Origin of the sequence: Pedobacter steynii, from assembly GCF_900103665.1 — a bacterium.
Classification (GTDB): domain Bacteria; phylum Bacteroidota; class Bacteroidia; order Sphingobacteriales; family Sphingobacteriaceae; genus Pedobacter; species Pedobacter steynii.
In genome coordinates this window covers 333701-354698 of sequence record NZ_FNGY01000002.1, presented here as the reverse complement: position 1 = coordinate 354698, position 20998 = coordinate 333701, and the positions used below count along the sequence as shown (strand labels likewise).

General features: G+C 43.9%; 11 protein-coding genes. 4 read left to right on the top strand and 7 right to left on the bottom strand.

Annotated elements, in window-relative coordinates:
* Both BLQ87_RS05770 and BLQ87_RS05765 read left to right on the top strand, forming a co-directional pair.
* Nucleotides 1-294: an RNA recognition motif domain-containing protein gene (locus tag BLQ87_RS05770; RefSeq protein WP_074605195.1), complete on the top strand. Its 294-nt coding sequence runs from the start codon at nucleotides 1-3 to the stop codon at nucleotides 292-294.
* 485 nt (nucleotides 295-779) lie between these two features.
* Nucleotides 780-1421: a DUF6266 family protein gene (locus tag BLQ87_RS05765; protein ID WP_074605194.1), complete on the top strand. Its 642-nt coding sequence runs from the start codon at nucleotides 780-782 to the stop codon at nucleotides 1419-1421.
* A 91-nt stretch (nucleotides 1422-1512) separates the two neighbouring features.
* On the opposite strand, the gene BLQ87_RS05760 is transcribed toward BLQ87_RS05765, so the two are convergent.
* A complete protein-coding gene (locus BLQ87_RS05760; RefSeq protein ID WP_074605193.1) occupies nucleotides 1513-4248 on the bottom strand; it encodes an alpha-L-rhamnosidase in 2736 nt (911 codons plus the stop codon).
* Nucleotides 4249-4475: 227 nt separating this feature from the next.
* Here BLQ87_RS05760 and BLQ87_RS05755 point away from each other — a divergent pair, with 227 nt between their 5' ends.
* Entirely contained in the window at nucleotides 4476-7667 is a 3192-nt protein-coding gene (locus BLQ87_RS05755; protein WP_172664839.1) for a ligand-binding sensor domain-containing protein, read from the top strand.
* Nucleotides 7652-8416, top strand: a complete 765-nt coding sequence (locus BLQ87_RS33165) for a response regulator transcription factor (protein WP_083361704.1) — start codon at nucleotides 7652-7654, stop codon at nucleotides 8414-8416. Before BLQ87_RS05755 ends, BLQ87_RS33165 begins: the two co-directional genes overlap by 16 nt.
* 8 nt (nucleotides 8417-8424) lie before the next feature.
* Here the strand turns inward: BLQ87_RS33165 and BLQ87_RS05750 are convergent, their stop codons facing one another.
* The 6 genes from BLQ87_RS05750 to BLQ87_RS05725 all read right to left on the bottom strand — a co-directional run bounded on the left by BLQ87_RS05750 (nucleotide 8425) and on the right by BLQ87_RS05725 (nucleotide 20981).
* Nucleotides 8425-10710, bottom strand: coding sequence for a GH92 family glycosyl hydrolase (locus tag BLQ87_RS05750; protein ID WP_074605192.1), 2286 nt, complete (start codon nucleotides 10708-10710; stop codon nucleotides 8425-8427).
* Between the two features lie 6 nt (nucleotides 10711-10716).
* The gene (locus BLQ87_RS05745) at nucleotides 10717-11688 is read right to left on the bottom strand and encodes a DUF4973 domain-containing protein (protein WP_074605191.1); all 972 of its coding nucleotides are present in this window, start codon (nucleotides 11686-11688) and stop codon (nucleotides 10717-10719) included.
* Between the two features lie 6 nt (nucleotides 11689-11694).
* The gene (locus tag BLQ87_RS05740; protein ID WP_074605190.1) at nucleotides 11695-13671 is read right to left on the bottom strand and encodes a RagB/SusD family nutrient uptake outer membrane protein; all 1977 of its coding nucleotides are present in this window, start codon (nucleotides 13669-13671) and stop codon (nucleotides 11695-11697) included.
* A gap of 37 nt (nucleotides 13672-13708) precedes the next feature.
* Nucleotides 13709-16777, bottom strand: a complete 3069-nt coding sequence (locus BLQ87_RS05735; protein WP_074605189.1) for a SusC/RagA family TonB-linked outer membrane protein — start codon at nucleotides 16775-16777, stop codon at nucleotides 13709-13711.
* Between the two features lie 17 nt (nucleotides 16778-16794).
* Nucleotides 16795-18120: an IPT/TIG domain-containing protein gene (locus tag BLQ87_RS05730; protein WP_074605188.1), complete on the bottom strand. Its 1326-nt coding sequence runs from the start codon at nucleotides 18118-18120 to the stop codon at nucleotides 16795-16797.
* A gap of 332 nt (nucleotides 18121-18452) precedes the next feature.
* Entirely contained in the window at nucleotides 18453-20981 is a 2529-nt protein-coding gene (locus tag BLQ87_RS05725; RefSeq protein ID WP_074605187.1) for a glutaminase family protein, read from the bottom strand.
* Nucleotides 20982-20998 lie beyond the last annotated feature (17 nt).

Below are 20998 nucleotides of genomic sequence, written 5' to 3'. Positions count from 1 at the left end.
ATGATCACTAAATTATTCATCGTCGGATATCCACTGGATATTAAGGAAATAGAACTGATCGAAATATTCTTTGTTCAAGGTATCGTACATAGCATCCATTTGGTGACCGATAAAATTACCGGTAAACACAAAGGTTATGGCTTTATAGAAATGGCAGACAAAGCAGCAGCTGACCGGGCAGTTACTGCTTTAAACAAAACAACAATCAGAGGATGCCGGATCGCCGTTAAACTATTAGACCATCACCAGAAAAAAAAGACATCTCCGGTCAGGAAAAAACATTTTCAATCCTAAGCACCAAGGGCAGTTAAACCATTCGACTTCGGGGAATTTCTTCCAGTCCTCTTCTTCCCGGGCCTGATCACATTCTTTTAAAGCGTCGGGCCAGGCCTGGCTTCCAGTTAATCCCTCCTACAACCAACATTGCAGGTCGTTCCGGCTGTGGCTATAACCGCAGGTGTGCCAAAATTAAGCATACCTGCGACCATCGTTTTTCCGATAACTGAAACATTTTGATGCAACAGCACATCATCAAATCACTATACAGCTTAAATAAGCTAAAGTATTAATTGTTCAAAGACGTTTATTTTCGACCAAACCCGTTCAAATCAAACCACAACAATCAGACATACAAATAGTTAAAAATTATCAACTTATGTTTGTGGTGTAATGGTTCAGCGATGATTTAAATTTTCCTGCCGGCGGGAAAGGATAAAGAAAAGCAGCTTGCAAGCGAACTTACAATAAACAGAATTTTTAACAATTTAAATATTACCGTAATGGGAAAATATAAAAAAGGGATCCTCGGCCCTTTCCGCGGAATTATCGGGACTGTAATAGGCAGTGTCTGGAATGGAATTCAATACATGAGAAGTTTACCAGACCTGAGTGGTAAAACCCCATCCACCGAACAGTTGAACATCAGGTTTCGCTTTAGTTTAATCGGATCCTTCGTAAAAGTGATGCAAAACCACATCGCAGTAGGTTATCAATCCTTTACAAATGGAATGACACCTGCCAATGCAGCGACTGGTTACCATCTGAAAAATGCGGTAACAGGTATTGCGCCCGATTATAAAATTGACTTCACGAAGGTGATTTTAAGCTTAGGTAAACTGAACGGCGCCAATAAGAGCAAGGCCGTTCCAGCTGCCAACGTAGAGATCAACTGTGAATGGGAAGCCAGCAGTTCAACCGAGTACAACGACAAATTGGATCTGGCTACAATTGTAGTGTATCATCCGGAACGAAAAATTGTTGTTTCTGCCAAAGGGGTAGCCCCCAGATCGGCACTGAAATACAAAATGACGCTTCCATTTGATTTTGCCGGAGACGAAGTCCATTGCTGGATATACTTCGTATCCCCAACAGGTAAATCAGTAAGTAACAGTAGTTATCTGGGAAAACTAACTGTATTGTAATTCCTCAGCAATCCCCTGCAACATTAGCAGGGGATTGCATTTCAGCTTTGATGAAATATGCCCTGAATTTAAAAGATCAGGGCATATGTTATTATAATTTTATCGGGTATTCGAATTGATAGGTTCCTGAACCAACACTAAACTCCATATCCTTACCACTAGTGACGATCTTACCAAATCCTTTGATTGCATTTAATGCAATGCCCCCTTCAGTGACACTGGCATTCGCCGCCCCAGGCAATCTGATCTGTCCGCTCGCATTTGCAGGAATCACTACTTTTAATTTAAAAAACCCGTTCTCGATCTTCCAATCACTTACCGCTAAACCATATAAAGTTTCCAGTTCTGCCGCAGCATGGCTAATATTTCCACCTGGTTGTGGGGCAACCGTTATTTTTTTATAACCTGGTGCCGACTCATCGGTATCCAGACCAGCCATCACCCTGTACATCCAATCGCCAATTGCGCCGTAAGCATAATGATTAAAGGAATTCATATCGGTAGTCTGAAAGCTACCGTCTTGTTTAATTCCATCCCAGCGCTCCCAGATGGTCGTTGCCCCCATTTTTACGGGATATAACCAGGAAGGATAGGTTTCCTGCAGCAAAAGCCGGTAAGCCACATCCGTCCGGCCGAAGCGGCTCAACACATGACAGAGATAGGGAGTACCTAAAAAACCTGTTGTTAAGTGGTTGCCATAACTTTCTATATTTCTGACCAGGAAGTCTACTGCCTGAGGCCTTAAGTTTTCTGGTAGCATATCAAAATTCAGGGCAAGAACATAGGCCGTTTGAGATCCTGAAACCATCCTCCCATTGGGGGTAATATATTCTTTGAGAAAAGCTTTTTTGATGCGATCCAATAATTCTGTATACTTTTCTTCCTCTGATTTTTTGCCTAAAACCCTGGCGGTATTCACCAATAGTTGAGTAGAATGTGCGTAAAAAGCTTGTGCGATCAGGTATTTATCGGTAATTGCCGAGCGGCCATCATTGTCATCATTCGGGCGATAAAACAACCAATCGCCGAAATGAAAGCCGGTATTCCAAAGGTCATCTTTGCTTTTGCTGGTCATGAAATCCACCCAGCCTTTCATACTTGGGTACTGTGTTGCCAGGATTTCCTTATCGCCATAGGCGATATACATATTCCAGGGTATAATTGTCGCCACATCCCCCCAACCTGTTGAACCGGCATCATTGCTGCCAAGTACATTGGGTATTACAAAAGGGATGCTTCCATTGCTCAGCTGGTCTGAAGCCACATCTTTCATCCATTTGGTAAAGAAACCGGCCACATCCATATTAAAAGCTGCAGTGCGGAAAAATACCTGTGCATCTCCTGTCCAGCCCAGGCGCTCATCACGCTGAGGACAGTCTGTTGGCACATCCATAAAATTACCTTTCTGCCCCCATTGTATGTTGTGCTGTAATTGATTTAACAATGGATTAGAGGTATTAAATGTGCCCGTCGGATCCATGTTTGAATACACAGCGATCGCTTTAAAAGACGAAGGATCAATCTTAGCAAGATCTCCGGTTATCTTTACATAACGGAATCCCTGATACGTAAAATGAGGCTCGTAACTTTCCAGACCACCTCCTTTAAAAATATACTTCACATGCTGTTTGGCATGTCTGAGATTGGCATCATAAAAATTACCTGCTTTATCCAGTACTTCGCCATGTTCCAGTTGGATATAGGACCCCGCCTTAGCGCTAAGTTTAAAGGATACCCAGCCTACCAGGTTCTGTCCAAAGTCGAGAACCGTTTCCCCCTTGGGTGTTGTAATGACTTTAAGGACACTAAATTGTTCATGTTTGGTAGCCAGCGGACTGATGCTGCTCTCCAGCACTTCTTTATCAGCCTGGATAGTCGTGGCGTTTTTCCAGTTTGTATCGTTATAATTTGCTGTTGCCCAATCCCCCTTTTCCAACCTGGCATCATAGATTTCTCCATTATACAGATCTGAGCGCAAAATAGGTCCTGTATTGTATTTCCAGCTGCCATCGCTATTGACTGTTTTCTTTGTCCCATTGGTATATTCAATTACCAGCTGTACCAGAGCGCTCAGTCGCTTGCCATAAAAGTCACGCCTGCGGTCAAAGGCGAGGTAACCACGGTACCATCCATCACCTAAGGTGAAGCCGATGGCATTTTGTCCCTCCTTTAACAAGGAAGTCACCTCATAGCTTTGGTAAAGCAGGCGTTTATGATAACTTGTCCAGCCGGGTGCCAAGTGATCATTCCCAATGCGTTTTCCATTTAACTGCGCTTCATATAAACCATGTGCAGTGATATAAAGAACGGCAGATTTCACCTTTCCTTCACTGGCAAAGACCTTTCTGAAAATAGGGCTTGGCCCGGCTACGGTATCTGCGGAGGAAGTGCTGATCCATTGAGCAGTCCATTCCGCAGGGCGAAGCAAACCGGTATGCCAGGAGTTGACCGTGCTCCATGCAGCGCTATTTCCATGATTGTCTTTTATCCTTACCTGCCAGAAATAGCGTGTACCGGATTTTAAAAGCGCACCTCCATAACGCACAAAAACAGAAGCATCACTTTTCTGATTGCCACTATCCCAGACTACCGCTTTTCCTGCAGATAAGCCGGCAGAATCTGTACCTACCCTGATCTGATAGGCCGTTTGCATGGTATTACGCCGCGAAGAGATGATCTTCCAGCTCAAACGAGGCTCAGCGGCATCAATCCCCATTGGGTTGCTACGGTATTCCGTTCTTAAACCATTCACACTCAACTGCTGCGCAACAGCAGATAAATTAAGTATGGTACAAAATAGTACGATTCCTATATGGTAATTCCTCATAATTGATGATTGAAAATGCTGTGGTTCCGATTGCTTTTTTAAGCAGATTCCGAAAATAAACCATTGATACTTAATCCGCAACCTGCTCCATCCTGTATGCAATTTTTTTGTACAACCTTCCGAAAATATAGCAATATTCTCCGTTGATACCGCAGATTTGAATCAATATTTCAGCATTTTGTCTCAATCTCTCTGAGATACTAAAAGCAATGTTATCTTTAATATATTTGAATAACGAGCCAAATAAATTGAAAATAACCTGCTTCATTTTTTTACTGCTGTTTGCGAAAATATTACACGCACAACCCTATTACTTTAAACACTATCAGGTAGAAAATGGGCTGTCTAACAACAGTATTTTTGCCAGTGTTCAGGATGATAAAGGTTTCATGTGGTTTGGTACAAAGGATGGTCTGAACAGATTTGATGGCTATTCTTTTAAAACGTATCGTCATGATCCGGCAGATCCGGCGAGCCTGGGAAATGACAAGATCTATTCCCTGCTTAGCGACAAAACCGCGGGTCTTTGGATAGGCACAGATCTCGGGCTTTACAAATACAACCCCGAAAAGGAAACCTTCAGCGCAGTAAAAGAGACCCTCCGGATTGGCATTCGCAGCATACACATTGATAAGACCGGCAACCTATGGCTCCTTTCCAACAGCAAGGTTTATCGCTATAATCCAGGGAAAAAAGAGTTTTTACAAATCCCTATTGACGATTCCTTTGAGGTCGGCTCTATTTATTGCCAATCGGACGGGAAAATTCTGATTACGAGTCCTGATGGTAGGATTGCGATATATACCTCCGGAAGCAGGTCTTTTGAAACCCGTTACCGGATGAACAAAAAAGGCTCGGTTAACATTGGCTGGGTTCCTGTATTTATGGAAACTAAAGACCATCAGCTGCTGCTTGGCTCCAGTACTCAGGGGATCAAGTTATTTAACCCTAAAACAAATGTGTTAAAAGATGTAATTACCCAGAATAAGGATAAAACACATATTTATGTAAGGGCAATGCAGGCCATAAATGAAGATGAGTTTTGGATCGGGACTGAATCAGGGCTATACATCTATAACCATCAAAATGGAAGCATTTCTCATCAGCAGAAACAATACAGTAATCCATATACGCTTTCCGACAACGCCATTTATTCGGTATGCAGAGACAGGGATGGAGGCATGTGGATGGGAACTTATTTTGGTGGGACGAATTATTATGCTCCCTCCTCTTCCATATTTAGCAAGTATTTCCCGGAGCAACAACAGCACTCCATCAGCGGAAGTGATGTCCGCGAAATCTGTAAAGATAAAAACGGCAACTTTTGGATTGGGACGGAAGATGCCGGGCTGAATAAACTGGACCCTAAAACAGGCCGCTTTACGTCCTTCTTCCCTACCGGAAACAAAAGCACGATTGCACATTCCAATATTCATGGTTTAGTGATCGACGACAACCACCTCTGGATTGGCACTTTTGAGCATGGCCTCGATGTGATGGACATCAATACGGGCCTCGTTATTAAACACTATGGGCCGGGGAAAGGGAGTTCATTGAGATCCAGTTTCGTTTTAAGTTTATTTAAAACCAGGGCCGGCGACATCCTTCTAGCCACCACAATAGGGCTTTACAAGTATAACCGGAAAAAGGACGACTTCGATGCGATACCAGGTATCCCATTTTATTTCTTCAACAATATATTGGAAGACAGTGAAGGCAATGTATGGGCAGGAACCTATGATAAGGGATTGATTCGCTTCAGGCTGGGAGAAAACAGTTATGTCAATTTTACAAACGAGCAGGGCGATAAAAACAGCCTGAGTAGCAATACCATTAACGGTATTTTTGAGGACAGCAAAAAGAACATCTGGGTGGTCACAGATGGTGGTGGATTATCCCTGCTGGATAAGAAAAAATCAACCTTTAAATCTTACAATACCAACGATGGGCTTCCGAGCAATTTCCTGTTTAGAATTCTGGAAGACCATGATCACAAATTATGGATCAGTAGTACCCGCGGACTGTTTCGTTTTGATCCGCAGCGGGCCGAAGTGAAAACATATACCAAGGCTGATGGCCTCCTTACCGATCAGTTCAATTACAATTCTTCTTACAAAGATACCGATGGCAGGATGTATTTTGGAAGTTTAAAGGGGATGGTGAGCTTCTTGCCGGAGCAGCTCAATACGACTTCTAAAACAGCAGCCATATTTCTAACTGGTTTCCAGATCGACAATACCGAAAGCACCGATCCGGCAGCAGATAAGATACTGACCAAATCCGTTCTCTATACGGATCAGATAACTTTGAAGCACAACCAATCTTCCTTTAGTATAGATTTCGCCGGACTTAGCTATGCTTCGCCGGTAACCACAGAGTACGCTTACAAGATGACAGGACTTTACAACAGCTGGGAATATTTAAAAACGAACAGGAAGGTTTATTTTACCAAACTTGCACCCGGAACCTATGTCTTTGAAGCCAAGGCGATGATCAACGGAAGCAAGGAATGGAGTAAAAACAACATCAAATTACGCATCACGATCCTGCCTCCTTTCTGGAAAACATCATTGGCTTATGCCCTCTATTCCATTCTGTTTCTGGGCGTAATTACCTTGTTGATCCTGGAGTATCATAAGCGAACAGACCTTAAAAACAAAAGAAGGATGAAGCTCTTTGAACATCAAAAAGAAAAAGAGATCTATCAGGCGAAGATTGAGTTTTTCACGAATGTGGCTCATGAGATCCGTACTCCGCTTACCCTGATCAAAGGACCGATGGAAAAGATCATGAAACTTTCAAAAGAGGTCCCTGTCATTGAGAAGAATCTGAAAACCATGAACCGGAATACAGATCGTTTACTGAACCTCACCAATCAGCTGCTGGACTTTAGAAAAACAGAGATTCAGGGGTATTCTTTAAATTTCGTGAAAGTCGACATTTCTGAGCTCATTGAGGACATCAAAATGCAGTTTCAGGATGCTGCCGAAAGCAAAAAGATCAGTTTTGAAACCCTGCTTCCTTCTTCACATTTTTTCGCTTATGTAGATACGGAGGCATTGTACAAAATCATGAGTAATTTAGTGGACAATGCGATTAAGTATGGCAAATCGAAAGTAAAGATTGTACTTAGTATAAACCCGGAAGAAGACCAGTTTAGTATTCAGCTATTTAATGATGGGCTTAAGATTGCTCCGGAAATAAAGAATAAAATTTTTGAGCCTTTTTTCAGGGCCAGAGAAACGGAAATGCAAAGGGGCACCGGCATTGGCTTATCCATATCCAGATCGCTGGCGGAGTTACATCAAGGCCGCTTATACCTGGAAGAAACCGGCCCGGAAGGCAATGTATTTGTAGCAGTATTCCCGATTCATCAGGCAATGGAATTTAATTTAGACGGAAAATGGAAAAAGAGATAACGATTCTACTCGTAGATGACAACGAAGAAATTTTAGAATTCATCGCAGATGACCTGAGTGAAAAATTTCTGATCCTTACGGCAACAAACGGCCTGGAAGCACTGGCTATTCTGGAAACAGAGCTGGTCCATTTGATCATCAGCGACATTATGATGCCGGAAATGGATGGTTTTGAGTTTTGTATGAAGGTGAAGTCGAGCATTGAATTTAGCCATATCCCTTTAATTCTTTTGACGGCAAAGGATACCCTGGACTCAAAAATACAGGGATTGGAACTAGGGGCCGATGTATACGTGGAAAAACCATTTTCCCCGGAGTTCCTGCAAGTGCAGGTGAGCAGTCTGATTGCCAACAGGAATAAGATCAAAGCCTATTTTTCCAGCTCACCACTCTTACATTTAAAAGGAATTGCCCATTCTAAAGCGGACGAACAATTCCTGGAGAAGATACAACACATCATTGATAAAGACATCAGCAACCCCGATCTGGATGTTGAACATCTGGCCAATCACATGAACATGAGCAGGCCTACTTTGTATCGAAAAATCAAATCTATTTCAAACCTCAGCCCAAATGAGCTGATCAATATTTCCCGTTTAAAAAGAGGTGCGGCGCTATTGCAAGAGGGCGCCTTAAAGATCTACGAGATTTCCGAATTGGTTGGATACAGCTCTCAAACTCATTTTGGGAGAGTTTTCTCCAAACAATTCGGAATGTCCCCTACTGAATATGCAAACCATAAATCATAATGCAGGCTTTATTTAGTCATGCCAGTACCACTGCTTAAAGAAAACGGTTTATCTGCCTCAGTCAGCCCTCTGCTCAGCTCCGGCTGGTCTGTCATTTCCAGTTTTAACACCCCGCCATTCATTAGGTCGCTATGGCGGATAAAATTAGCTGTATAAGGTATTCCATTTAAGGTGGCAGATTTTATATACACGTTTTTTTCACTGTTCGCAGGAGCTTCTATAACAAACCGCTTTCCATTCTCGAGATTGATGGTCGTTTTCTTAAACATCGGACTGCCGATTACGTACTGATCTGTACCGGGAGTAACACTATAGAATCCAAGGGCACTCAATACATACCAGGAAGAAGTCTGGCCCTGATCTTCATCTCCAGGGTAACCGTTTTCTGTAGCATCATACAGTTTGCTCATCACGTTCCTGGCATGAAACTGAGACTTCCAGGGCTGGGCTGCATAACTATAAAGATAAACCAGGTGCTGAATGGGTTGATTTCCATGCGCATATTGTCCCATGTTTGCCATCACCATTTCCGTCATCTCATGAATCATTCCGCCATAGGTCCCCACATTCACCGTATTCGGTTCAGAAAACACAGCATCCAGTTTGGCTGTAAAATTTTGCTGACCTCCCATTAAATCAATCAGGCCATTGATGTCCTGAAACACCGACCATAGGTAATGCCAGGCATTCCCTTCGGTGTATGGGCCTCCCCATTCAAAAGGATCAAATTTTGGCGTCCATTGCCCCTCTGCATTCTTACCTCTCATAAATTTTGTGGAGGGATCATATACATTTTTATAGTTATACATCTGCCGCTCGAAAATACGGGCATAGAAATCGTTTCCGGTCATCTTAGCCAGGGTCCATGCACAATAATCATCATAGGCATATTCCAGTGTTTTTGCAGTCGCCTCTCTGTATTTAGGATAAGGCACATAGCCCAGCTCAAAATATTCCTTCCAGCCATCCCTACCATTTGCAGGCCCCCAGGGTCCTTTGTTGGTCGCTTCATGTAAATAAGCGGCCAGGGCTTCTTTAGGGTCAAAGGTCCTGATTCCTTTTGCCCAGGCATCTGCAAGCAGGGAGATCGCATGGTTGCCGATCATGCTACCCGCCTCGCTTGGAAAAGACCAGGACGGCAGCCATCCGCATTGTTTGTAGGCATCGATTAAGGCCTGCATGTAACGGCCATGCATCTCGGGATGCATCAGGGTATTTAAAGGGAACTGGGCACGAAAAGTATCCCAGAAACCGGTATCGGTAAACATATAACCCGGATGCACTTTTCCATCATAGGGGCTAAAATAATAAGGCTGCCCATTGGCATCAAGTTCATAAAATTTCCTCGAAAAAATACTTGCCCTAAAGAAACAGGAGTAGAAAGTTGCTTTATCCGCCTCCGTTCCGCCTTCCACCATTACTTTCGACAATGATTTGTTCCATACTTCGGCAGCCTTAGCCTTGGTCACTTCGAGGTTTTTATCCCCGCCCAGTTCCCTGCTCAGGTTCAATTCGGCCTGTTCCATGCTGATATAAGAGGAAGCTGTTTTAACCTGGACTTTTACCCCATCTTTAAACTGAAGATAGGCACCCTTGCCCAGGCCTTCTGCTGCTGTTTCATCTGCATTAATGGTGTTTTTTCTGTTTTCCCATGTTCCATAAGCTTTAAAGGGCTGGTCAAAAAGGAGCACAAAGAAGCTCTTGAAACCTTCCTTAAATCCTTCTCCATTGTTCACAAAACCAGTGATCTTATTTTCCTTCGGATAGATTTTAACACCACTGATCCCGGTATATCCATCCAAAACAAGGAAACTTTTCTTACCTGCCGGATAGCTGAACCGCAAATGAGCACCACGCTCAGAAGGCGAGATTTCGGTACTGATCTGGTTCTCAAACTGAACTTTGTAGTAATTGGGTTTTGCGATTTCATTGCTGTGGCTAAACTTCGCCTCCCGGTCATTTTCATTCACCACCAGCTGGTCTGTCATCGGCATCAAAGAAAATACAGCATAATCTCTGGACCAGGAACTGCATTGATGCGCCTGTTGAAATCCCCTTATTTTATCTTTAAAATATTGGTATTTCCAGCCATCGCCATTTCTTCCGGTTTGGGGTGTCCAGGTATGCATGGCAAAGGGTAATGCTGTGGTAGGATACGTGTTGCCCCGGGTCAGTTCGTGTTTTGAATTGGTTCCCTGCAGGGTATTTACATATTTCACGAGGTTGGCCTGTTGGGCCGAACCCCGCATACTCAGCTGCAGGCAAATAAAAAGTATAATCAATCTGAGTTTCATAAATGTTTATGGTATAATGATCGTTCCCTGCTGATCTTCATCAGGAATTAAAGTGTTTCTTTTCCTTTCCAGCACCATTGATCCGACAAAGCGGTAATCAATGGGAAATGCCGGGTTGGAAATGTCGCTATATTGATATTCCAGTACAACCGTGGTATAGGTCCGTTCCAGGTATGGAAGCACCCCATCCTTTTCTTTCTTTACAGAGAAAGTTCCGCGTTGCTGCGTAAATTTAATGGCCGGATTTTCGGAGCTCAATGTTACGGTTTTAGCATCTGCATTGAATGAAGCCTTTATCTTATAATCGCGCCGGTCAAGGGCTTCTTCTTCCGTTACCCCTGCAAAGAAAAAGACGGTCTTTTCATCTACCACATAGGCATTTCTATAGGGCACCGTTAATGGTTTTTGCTCATTCTGAGGACGGCTTCTATCCCAGACCTCACCAGCAATGGAATATTTCCCGGAGTAATCATTAAAGGGAACGATCCGCATCAGGGATTTTTTATAACCCCTGCCCGTTGCGATAGCCAGTGATGAGGTAGAAATAATTTGCACAGGTAAAATGTACTTATTACTGAAATCCAGTCCTGCCAATTTCAAATTCAGGTTAAATGAGCCCATGTTACTGCCGGCCGGAATCGTCGTGTTCATGGAGCTAAATTGATAATATTCCTTCGGAAGTTCATTGAAATACAAATCATTCCTCAGCCTGAACCGTTCAAAATTAAGGTTCTGAAGGGTATCTGCATCCGTATTTATCGTGACACTTACATCGCCGCTGTTCTCTGTAGATCCGCTCACGATAACAGGGACCTTAACGGGGATTGAACCACCCGCAGCACTATATTTCACATGGACTTCCACCACTCCGTTATTCACGAAAGACACTGATTTCCGGAACAATTCATCCTTCCACTCTTTATTACAGGAGCTGATGAGCATGCAGCCGATTAAAGCCAATATATATCCTCTTTTCATAAAATTTTAGTTAAAAGTAGTCCAACCTGGATTCTGGGTCAATTTTCTGTTTTTTCTCAACTCGCTATGGGAAATGGGCCACAGGTACATTTTATCGACAAAAATGGTGGGTAGAGAAGGAATGGGTACCGGCGTATCAAATAGTTCCCGCTGGCTTTCCGTCATGTTCATATTGCATCCTACCACCGCAGTTGCTTCTTCTACCGGAGCATCTTTCCAGCGTCTGAGGTCAAAATACCGCTGGCCTTCCGCGAACAATTCAATCTGCCGCTCTCTTTTTATGGCCTTTCTTAACAGTTCCGGGCTTCCATAAATCTCGGTTCCAAAATCAGGAACTCCGCCCCGGATGCGTACCTCGCTGATGTATTTACTCATTTCCGCCATATCCCTGGATACAGTAATCGTCTCTGTACCCGTATAGCCCGGTATGGAATAACTGCCCGTTAACTCGTTCATGGCCTCCGCATAAATCAGTAAAATATCCGCATACCTCATTGCAGGCTCAACTTTTGGTACGATGAAACCTCCCTCCATATAGGAATCAATAGGGTTGTAATATTTCTTGATGCCCAGGCCTGTCCTGATGTAGAAATCGGGAGAAGAAGCCTGTTTCCCATTGGAATGATCTCTATAGTAAAACACCTGTATGTGGCGGTCATCAGGCCTTAAGGCGCTGATATTTTCCCAGATGCTTCCATTATAGGCAACAGAAGCATAGAAACGTGGCTCCCGCTCGGCATACTGCAAAGAGACTTTGGCAGGCAGCGGCAGATGAGAAGTAGCATCGGTCGTATAACCTTTTCTGCGGGAAAGTGTAGCGATATTCGTTCCATCATTCATGTAATAGGCATCTGCTTGTTTCTGCGTAATTCCATGTGTATTCCATCCTTTCATAGAAAACGGCATCTGATGCAGGACCATTTGATCAATCCCTTCACTACTCTGTTCTGTAACTCTGGAAAAGATCAGTTCAGGATTGTCTGAATAAGAAATGGCCCCATTGAACAGCTGCCTGTAAGATTCAAAAGGATCAATATTTTTCCATCCCATCGGGAAGTTCTGATCAGAATACTTTGCATTGTATGGAGGCACAATAGTTTTAGCCTGGCCAGGGCCCTGATCTGCTGCCTTAAAGGGAGCGGTAAAAAGGCGGTATACGTTCATATTGATGACGTCCTTTGCCGCTGCTGCTGCTCTGGCCCATTTCTCATTGTTATACTCCTGTGATACCAGTTTCTTTCCCTCATGATCTACCAATCCGGCAAGCCCCGGGTTACCGTTAAACAAAGGACTTGCTGCAAAAAGATAAACTTTTGCCCTTGCTGCCAGGGCAGCACCTCTGGATGCACGTCCTTTATCCCGGTTGGTACTGGAAAGCGGGAGATACTTTGCTGCCTCTGCAAACTCAGCGGTGATAAACGCCACACATTCATCATAAGTGCTTCTCGGTCTTGCGATCTCCTGATAACTTTTGGTATAATCTTCTCCTTCATCAGGTAATATGGGAACCGGTCCGTATTTCCTCAGCAGTAACCAATAATAATAGGCCCTCAGAAAACGCGCCTGTGCCTTTGTATCGGCCACTTCATTGGCCGTCATTTCTTTATTCAGGTCTATGTTATGGATAAAAATCGAAGCGTCACGTATGCCCTCATAACAGGATCCCCAGCTTCCCTGCTCATCTCCTTCGGTATATTCTCCGTTTTTAAAGGTCTTGTATTTATTACTCCTGTCGCCAAAAAACATATCATCAGATATGAAATTAAATGGTGTGAGCCCCTTGCTCGCCACTTCCGCGTTTGATCCCCGAAGATGCGTGTAGACATCGGCAAGCCATTGATTGGCATAAACTTTACTCTTAAACACTTTGTCCAGGCTCAGGCGGTCTTCTTTAAAATAGTGCTCTGTGTTGAGGTATTTTTTACATGCGCCCAATGAAAGCAGTAAAGCAGATAGCATCGCTATATAAATATATTTTTTCATGAGTATATCTTGTTTTTTAAAGGTCATGTCCGTGTTTTTAGAAGTTTACGTTTAGTCCTAAGGTGATTGTTTTCGAGATCGGATATCTCATCCCATCACCGCTTCCCAATTCCGGGTCCCAGATTTTCAGGCTATCCCAAACCGCAAGGTTATACCCCATCACATATACCCTGGCCTTATTCACATGAATGGAAGACATCAGCTTTGAAGGCAAAGTATAACCCAACTCCACATTTTTCAGGCGCAGGTAAGCACCATCTCTGAGCCAATAGGTAGAGGTCCTGTAGTTATTGCCACTACCACCATAACTCAGTCGCGGGTATTTGGCATTGGGGTTTTCCGTTGCCGGATCACCTGAAATTTCTTTCGAGATCCAGCGGTTTTTAGGATTGCCAAGATCTGTCAACACATTTCCCCAGCCCCCCTCTGCAAAGGGATAAACACTTGGTCCGTTTATAAAATAAGAAGAGCTTCCGGCACCTTGTAAATGAATGTTGACGTCAAATCCTTTCCATACTACAGAAAAACCAAATCCATAGATCATGCTGGGAACACGTGATGCACCAATGGGCACCACATCATCATCGTTGATGATCCCATCTCCATTTACATCTTTGTATTTGACATCGCCCGGCATATATTCCCCAAACATCTGTTTAGGGCTGTTTCTGATTTCTTCATAAGATTGAAACAAGCCTAAGTCGACCAATCCTCTCGCCTGTTCGTAACGAAATCCCTGTGTCATCCTATAGGGTAGGTTATTTGCCTCTTCATCAAATTCCAGCACTTTATTTTTAGAGTAGGTCACATTCCCACGTAAAGTAAAATCTACTTTATTGATGCGTTTGAAAAAATTAAACTGTCCGTCAAAACCTCTGGACTCCATCTTTCCAACGTTTGCCCAGGGCCTGCTTGGCACACCCACCATGGCCGACAAGTGATCTCTTCGTTTGAATATTTTTTCCCGGGTATCCTTAAATACATCTAGTCTGAAAGAGAACAGGTTCCCCAAAACATTCATGTCAAAACCTAAATTATGCTTCTTTGCCACTTCCCATGTCAATTGATCAGAGGCGACCTGGGAGTAATACAGACCTGCGTAATAATTAGGACTAATGCTCTCTCCGAAATTGTATCCGGGCCTTTCCTTAATCTCACTCAGGTAAGGAAAGCGATTGTTACCAAAATTATCATTGCCAACTTCTCCATACGAATAACGGACTTTAAAAAGATCCAGCCATTTCGCTTTGTTCTTCAGAAAAGCTTCTTCAGAGATGTTCCAGCCTACAGAAACGGCAGGAAAAAACCCAAACTGGTGCCCTGCTTTAAAGTTCTCTGAACCGGTATAACCGAAGTTAAATTCTGCCATATAGCGGTCCCTGTAACCATACATTAAGCGGCCGGATACGCCCATATTACGTCTGGCAATCCCCTTGATGATGTCTCCACCAACGTTAGAGGTTTCCCTTTGTTCGCGTTGGTTATACTTGATTAAAGCGCCTATATTGTGTCTTCCGTTGATCACGGTATTGTAAATCAGGTCTGTTTCGAGCACATTGATCCGCTCCCCCCAGGCATTCGATTCCTGGAACATCAGCCTTTCCGGAGTGATCCTTTTCATGATCAGGTTGCCATCTCTGTCCCTTCTGCGTTCTACATTATATTGTTCCGGCCATTTTAGGCGGTTGATGTTATTGTCGTTGTTCGTATCATAAGCAAAACGGCCAATGGCCTGTAACCCTTTGGTGATAAAATCCAGCTTTTGCTCCAGGGTAACATTGATCTCGTTTTTATTTTTCCAATACTCCCGGTATCCTGTTTGTGTAGCCATCACCCAGGGATTGGTGCGGTCGCCGGTACCATATGCAGGAACCAGGCCATTGGAATACAAAATCGGTGTGGATATCGGCGACTGCCCCACCAATGATCTCCAGATATCAGAGGTGAGTCCGGGAAAATTCTGCTTTTCCAAAAATCCCGAAACGCCCAGTTTTAATAAGGTGGTTTTGGTAATGTCCATGTCTATATTGGCCCTGTAATTTGACCTGGTCATATTCGCATTGGTATTGTAGTCTTTCAGTGACTGGTCGGATTTATACATCCCTCCTTCGTTGAAATAACTTCCCGACACATAATAGCGAACGGTAGATCCCCCACCGTCGAGGTTAACTGAGGCACGGTAAGTATTGGCTCCATCGCGCAACATGACGTCCTGCCAGTTTACATTTGGGTATAAATCAGGGTCCAGACCATTTTTAAAAAGCATCAGTTCGATGTCTGAATACATGGGCTCCTGATTACGGGTCACCTTTGCCTCATTCACCAGTGCCGCATAGGTTGGTCCATCCACAAACTCCGGTGTTCTCGTCCGCGTCATGTAACCGAATTCGGATTTGCCATTGATATTTATTTTCCCCGCATGTCCTTTTTTAGTGGTGATGAGGACCACCCCATTTGCTCCCTTTGAACCATAAATTGCGGTAGCAGAAGCATCCTTCAAAATGGAAAAAGATTCGATATCCTCGACATTAATTTCATTAAATGCCCGTTCAAATCCATCCACCAATACCAGGGCAGCGGTATTGGCGCCAAAAGTTGAAATCCCGCGGATCCAGAATTCGGAGCGGTTATTCCCCGGTTCTCCGGATCCCTGCATGGCGATCACACCGGCCACATTTCCGGCCAGTGCATTGGTGATATTCCCCGTTGGTGTCCGCAGATCTTTCACGTTCACCGTGGTAATGGCTCCGGTTACCGTCACCTTTTTCTGAATTCCCGTACCGGTGACCACCACATCCGTCAGTACATTGGCTTCACTTTCTTTTAGCAGGATGGAAATACTTGTTTTCCCGGCCACCTGAACTTCTTGCTTTTCAAATCCCAGATAGGAAAAAATCAGTGTGCTATACATTCCGGTTTTGATTTTATATTTCCCGGTTTCGGTCGTCATTGTTCCCAATCCGGGACGGTCTTTTACGACTACAGTTACTCCCGGAATCGGTTTATTATTGAGGTCTCTTACAGTTCCTGTTACCTCTATATCGCCCTGCGCATAAATGCTGATGCTGCAGAATAGCAGAAGTAATGTGATATAATATAGTTTCATTTTAAGGCGTTTTTAGGTTATTCGATGGAAATTGTGCGTATGCGACGGTTTACCAGATCAGCAACATAGAAGGTCCCTGTTGCGGAATCGTAGATGATCCCATAGGGCTGATCAAATTGTGCATCCCTCAGCGCTCCATCTGCATAACCTGCACTACGTGGCCTGCCTGCAAAAGTGCTGACTACCCCCTCCGGGGTTATTTTCCGGATACAATGATTGAAGATATCCGCCACATAGAAATTGTCATTTTCGTCGAATGCTCCCTGATGAGGCTGGTCGAACCTGGCATCTACACCCACCCCATCATTGTGGCCCGCTCGGCCTCTACCCCCAACAAAATGTACCGGAGCCTCCAGTTTTCTGGTTTGGCGGTTATACCTTGATTTCAGGATGTAATGTTGATTGACGACAACGATGTAAGCGAAATCCCCGCTTGGTGCAAACTGGATGTTAAACTCCCAGTTATTGTCGTCCACCCTGAACAACAACTCCGAAGAATTGCCTTCTTTATTCCATTTAAAGACCTCGCCTTTGACATAACTGTTGTAAAAATAATCACCGGTCTGTGGATGTGCCGCACCTCCGTTAGTTGTTCTGTTATAGATCAGGGAATTCCATTCGGTGAAACCGGTAGCGGGGGTCAAGGCAGCAGTGCTCAGGCCTCTTTCATCCCACTGATCATTGGTCACATATAAAGTATTCCAATCCGGGCTGAAGGAAAGCGTTCTGGGCCTGTCCATTCCTTTCCCTGTCCTGAATAAGGTTTTAACCTGCTTTTTTGCCATATCGATGAAACGCAATCCCCTGCGTTGCTCCAGCAGATAAATGTTTTTGTTCTGATCAAATGTCATCCAGTAAGGTTCTTCAAACTGGGCTTTTTCGAAAGGTCCGTCAACAATTGCGGTCCTTCCATCTTTGTCTGTAAAGCCGACCAGAGTGCTTACCGCCGGTCTGAAAAGGTATCTGAATTCATGCTTTGAAATGCTTTCCTGAACCTGATCGCCCTTGCCCACCTGTACTTTTACAAGACCGTTATTTGCACGGGACGGAACCAGCACGTATAAAGCGGCGTTACTGGCGCCCACCAATGCTGCACGCTTGTTATTGACGAATACTTTAATCATCGAGGTATCGGTTCCGAAATTGCCACCTTCGATCACCATTTGTGTGCCCACACCTCCACTATCCGGAAGAAAACGTGTCATTTCAATGGGTTTGTTTGGATCGTAGACTTGTTTGGCCTGTTCGCTTTCTTTCTTACATCCCCAAAGGAAAAAGAGGAGGGCAAGAAAAAAAAGGCATATCCTGATATGCACTTTTAAGAGGGTAAAAATTTTATTCATAATTGTTTATTTGGTTTAGAGTTGGCTCGTTAAATGAGGCCTCATTCCGGGCAGAATTGGTGCAATACAATCCCTGTCCACCCGAAAGAGGTAGTTCGTTAAACATTTCATAAAAACGCACAGCAGCTTCGTTGCGCGGGTTAACAAAGGGTTAACCTGCTAAGTTGAGTTCCCGAAATAACAGTTGTTGTTCATGGTTTGGCTTGGTTTAATATATTTGATGATTCTTTTGAATTCAACTTAATTTTGTCACTCGGGACTTCTTTCTCAACACAACTTCTTTGTCAACACAACTTTATCTAAACAATATGGGTTGAAGTAGCTTTTCAGGACTACTTCTTTGTCTTTGTATTTCCTTCTTTATGCTTGTTCCATTGACTTTCCAATAGCTTTATAAAATATCCACCCACCACACTTCTTGCGGTAAAATTCTGGCGAACAGCGTCTTTGGTTTCATGCCAGTCGCTGATTGGTGAACGGGAAGGTGTTTCTATTGCATACAAATAAATCGGATCTATGAAGGCATCGAAATCTGAGCGATTGTCGGCCAACACTGAGGTCCAGAGTACCCAATCAGATTTGGTATAAGATTTACGGCTATCCAGAGGCAAACCATACTTATTCTGTTTACCCAAATAATATTTCACTTCCTTATCATAAACCGTTTTAGTAAACAGTCCAAGATTTAGTAATTTATCCCATACCAAATTATACTTCTGACTCCAGGTTCCCTTCTGACCGAAAGCCAGGCTGTAATGATCGCCATCGTCCGCCAGCTCCGCCCATTTCTTAGCCATCTCTTTGGCCATATGGGTGTACTTTGCAGCGGTCTCCGTTTCTCCAAGTTCCTGAGCCATCCAGCCATAGGCACCCAATGCAACAATCGCCTTGACTGATAAATTCGCATTCCTGTTCAGGTGTCCGGCAAAATCATCAGTACACAATTGATTTCCTGGATCAAATCCCTCTTTGCTCAGGTATTCTGCCCATGTACTTAGGGTAGACCAATGTTTTTTAGCATAAGCCGCATTGCCCTCCGCTTTGACCGTGGCCGCCGTAGCGATGATCATATTCCCCGATTCCTCTACCGGCATATCTTCCCCGTAAGTCTGTCCATTTGCTACAGGATAAGTTCCTAAATCATGTGCGGGATATGGCTTTTTCCATCTTCCGCTTTCACTGTATTCGAAGATTCCGTTCAGTAAACCTTTCACCAATTCCGGGTTGTAAGCCAGGAAGAGCGGAGTAGATGGGTAGGTAATGTCTACCGTGTGGATAGAGCCGTTGCTATAGTTCTCTTTTGACATAAACAGGAGCTCTCCCTTTGGGCTCTTCACTAATTTATGGGCAGAAATGGCCTGTCTATAGGCAATTACGCACAAGCCCGCGTATTTCTCGCCTCCGGATTGTACCGCAGCGGCATACATTTGGGCATCGAAAGCATTACATTTTGCAATGATCTGAGGGTATTCATTAGCGGCTTGCTGAAGCAGATCGCCGAAGGTTCTTTTGCCATCGTTGGTCCACCAGGCTTTCAGGTTTTTACCAAAGTATTGTACAGATTCCAGGTCCTCATATGCCAGCATTACAAACTGTTGCTTTGTGGTCTGGTTTACCTCGCCAAAATCCAATACGGTATTCAGTGCGTACTTTGTTCCTTTAACTTTATTTATTCCGCTAGCCTTTTCTGCTTTGGCTTTATCAGCATTTACACTTTTGCTTCCCGATTGGAATAGTGCCGGACTGGTGCTTGCTGCTGCAATAAACTGGGAACTTTTCTGTGATTGCGGTACAGCCACATATACATACCCCCAATCTATACGTACATTATCTCCGGTTTTTTGCAATACCGGCTGGGTGGTTGTTCCTGCTTTTAAAACGGCCAATCCCGGTAGTTTTACCGATGTCGCTTCAATTTCCTGATTAGGCGTATTTACGGCGAGATCCGATGAGGCACTAAAAAAAACTTTAACCTGATGCTTCTTTTTATCATTTGACCTGACGCGGTAACTCAGGTAAGAAACAGGCCTGGAGATGAGCTCAAGATCGTTCATCAACAAGGGAGAAGTAAAAGTAAGGTTTAAATCTACCCCTCCGCATTTAAATGAATAATCCGTCTGCGTCGCTTTGATCATCCGGTTGGTCTGCACTGCCTGGGCAATTTTTCCATTATTTGCAGGGTCATCCGTCACCAGGCCTGCGTCCAGCCATTGTCCGCCGCCAGTATTTTCAATATGAATGGCTAAGACATTCTTTCCTTTTTTTAAACTTTTTAAGGCTGCTCCTTTTATCGGCACATATAAGTATTTACCTGCTGTAAATCCTTTTTTACTAAGAATCTGCAAGCCGTTCAGATACACTTCAACCTGATCATCATGGTTGATTTTGAGATACATGACTTCTGGTATGCGGTCGTTAAGCTGAAAACTTCTAATTGCCCAAAGCCGTTTGCTTTTCCATTCTGTACCTGCCTGAGCCCAGAGGTCCCCAAAAGGTGCAGCACCTGATTTCCATGCAGAAGCGTCAAAATCAGGTGTATTCCAATCCTCTTTTGGAGCAGTCTCTGTAAAGCTGAACTGGTAAGTTTTTTCATCTGCAGCGGCCAGTATAGATTTGTAAATCTTGTCCGTATGGCCCATGAAACGATAGGTTTTTCCGTCGACCTGAATCAATCCACTGAGTGCTTGTTCAGCGCCGGTCCAGTGTGTAGTTGCCGATTGGTTCAACTGATCTGTATTTGACCATATGCTAAAGTAAGGATCATGCGTAATCAAAGGATATGATGGCGCTTTACTTTGCTGTGCCTGAGCAGATGCCAGCGTAAGTCCTACACCAATAAATGTTAGAATTTGACGGATCATATTTTTAGGGAATCTTT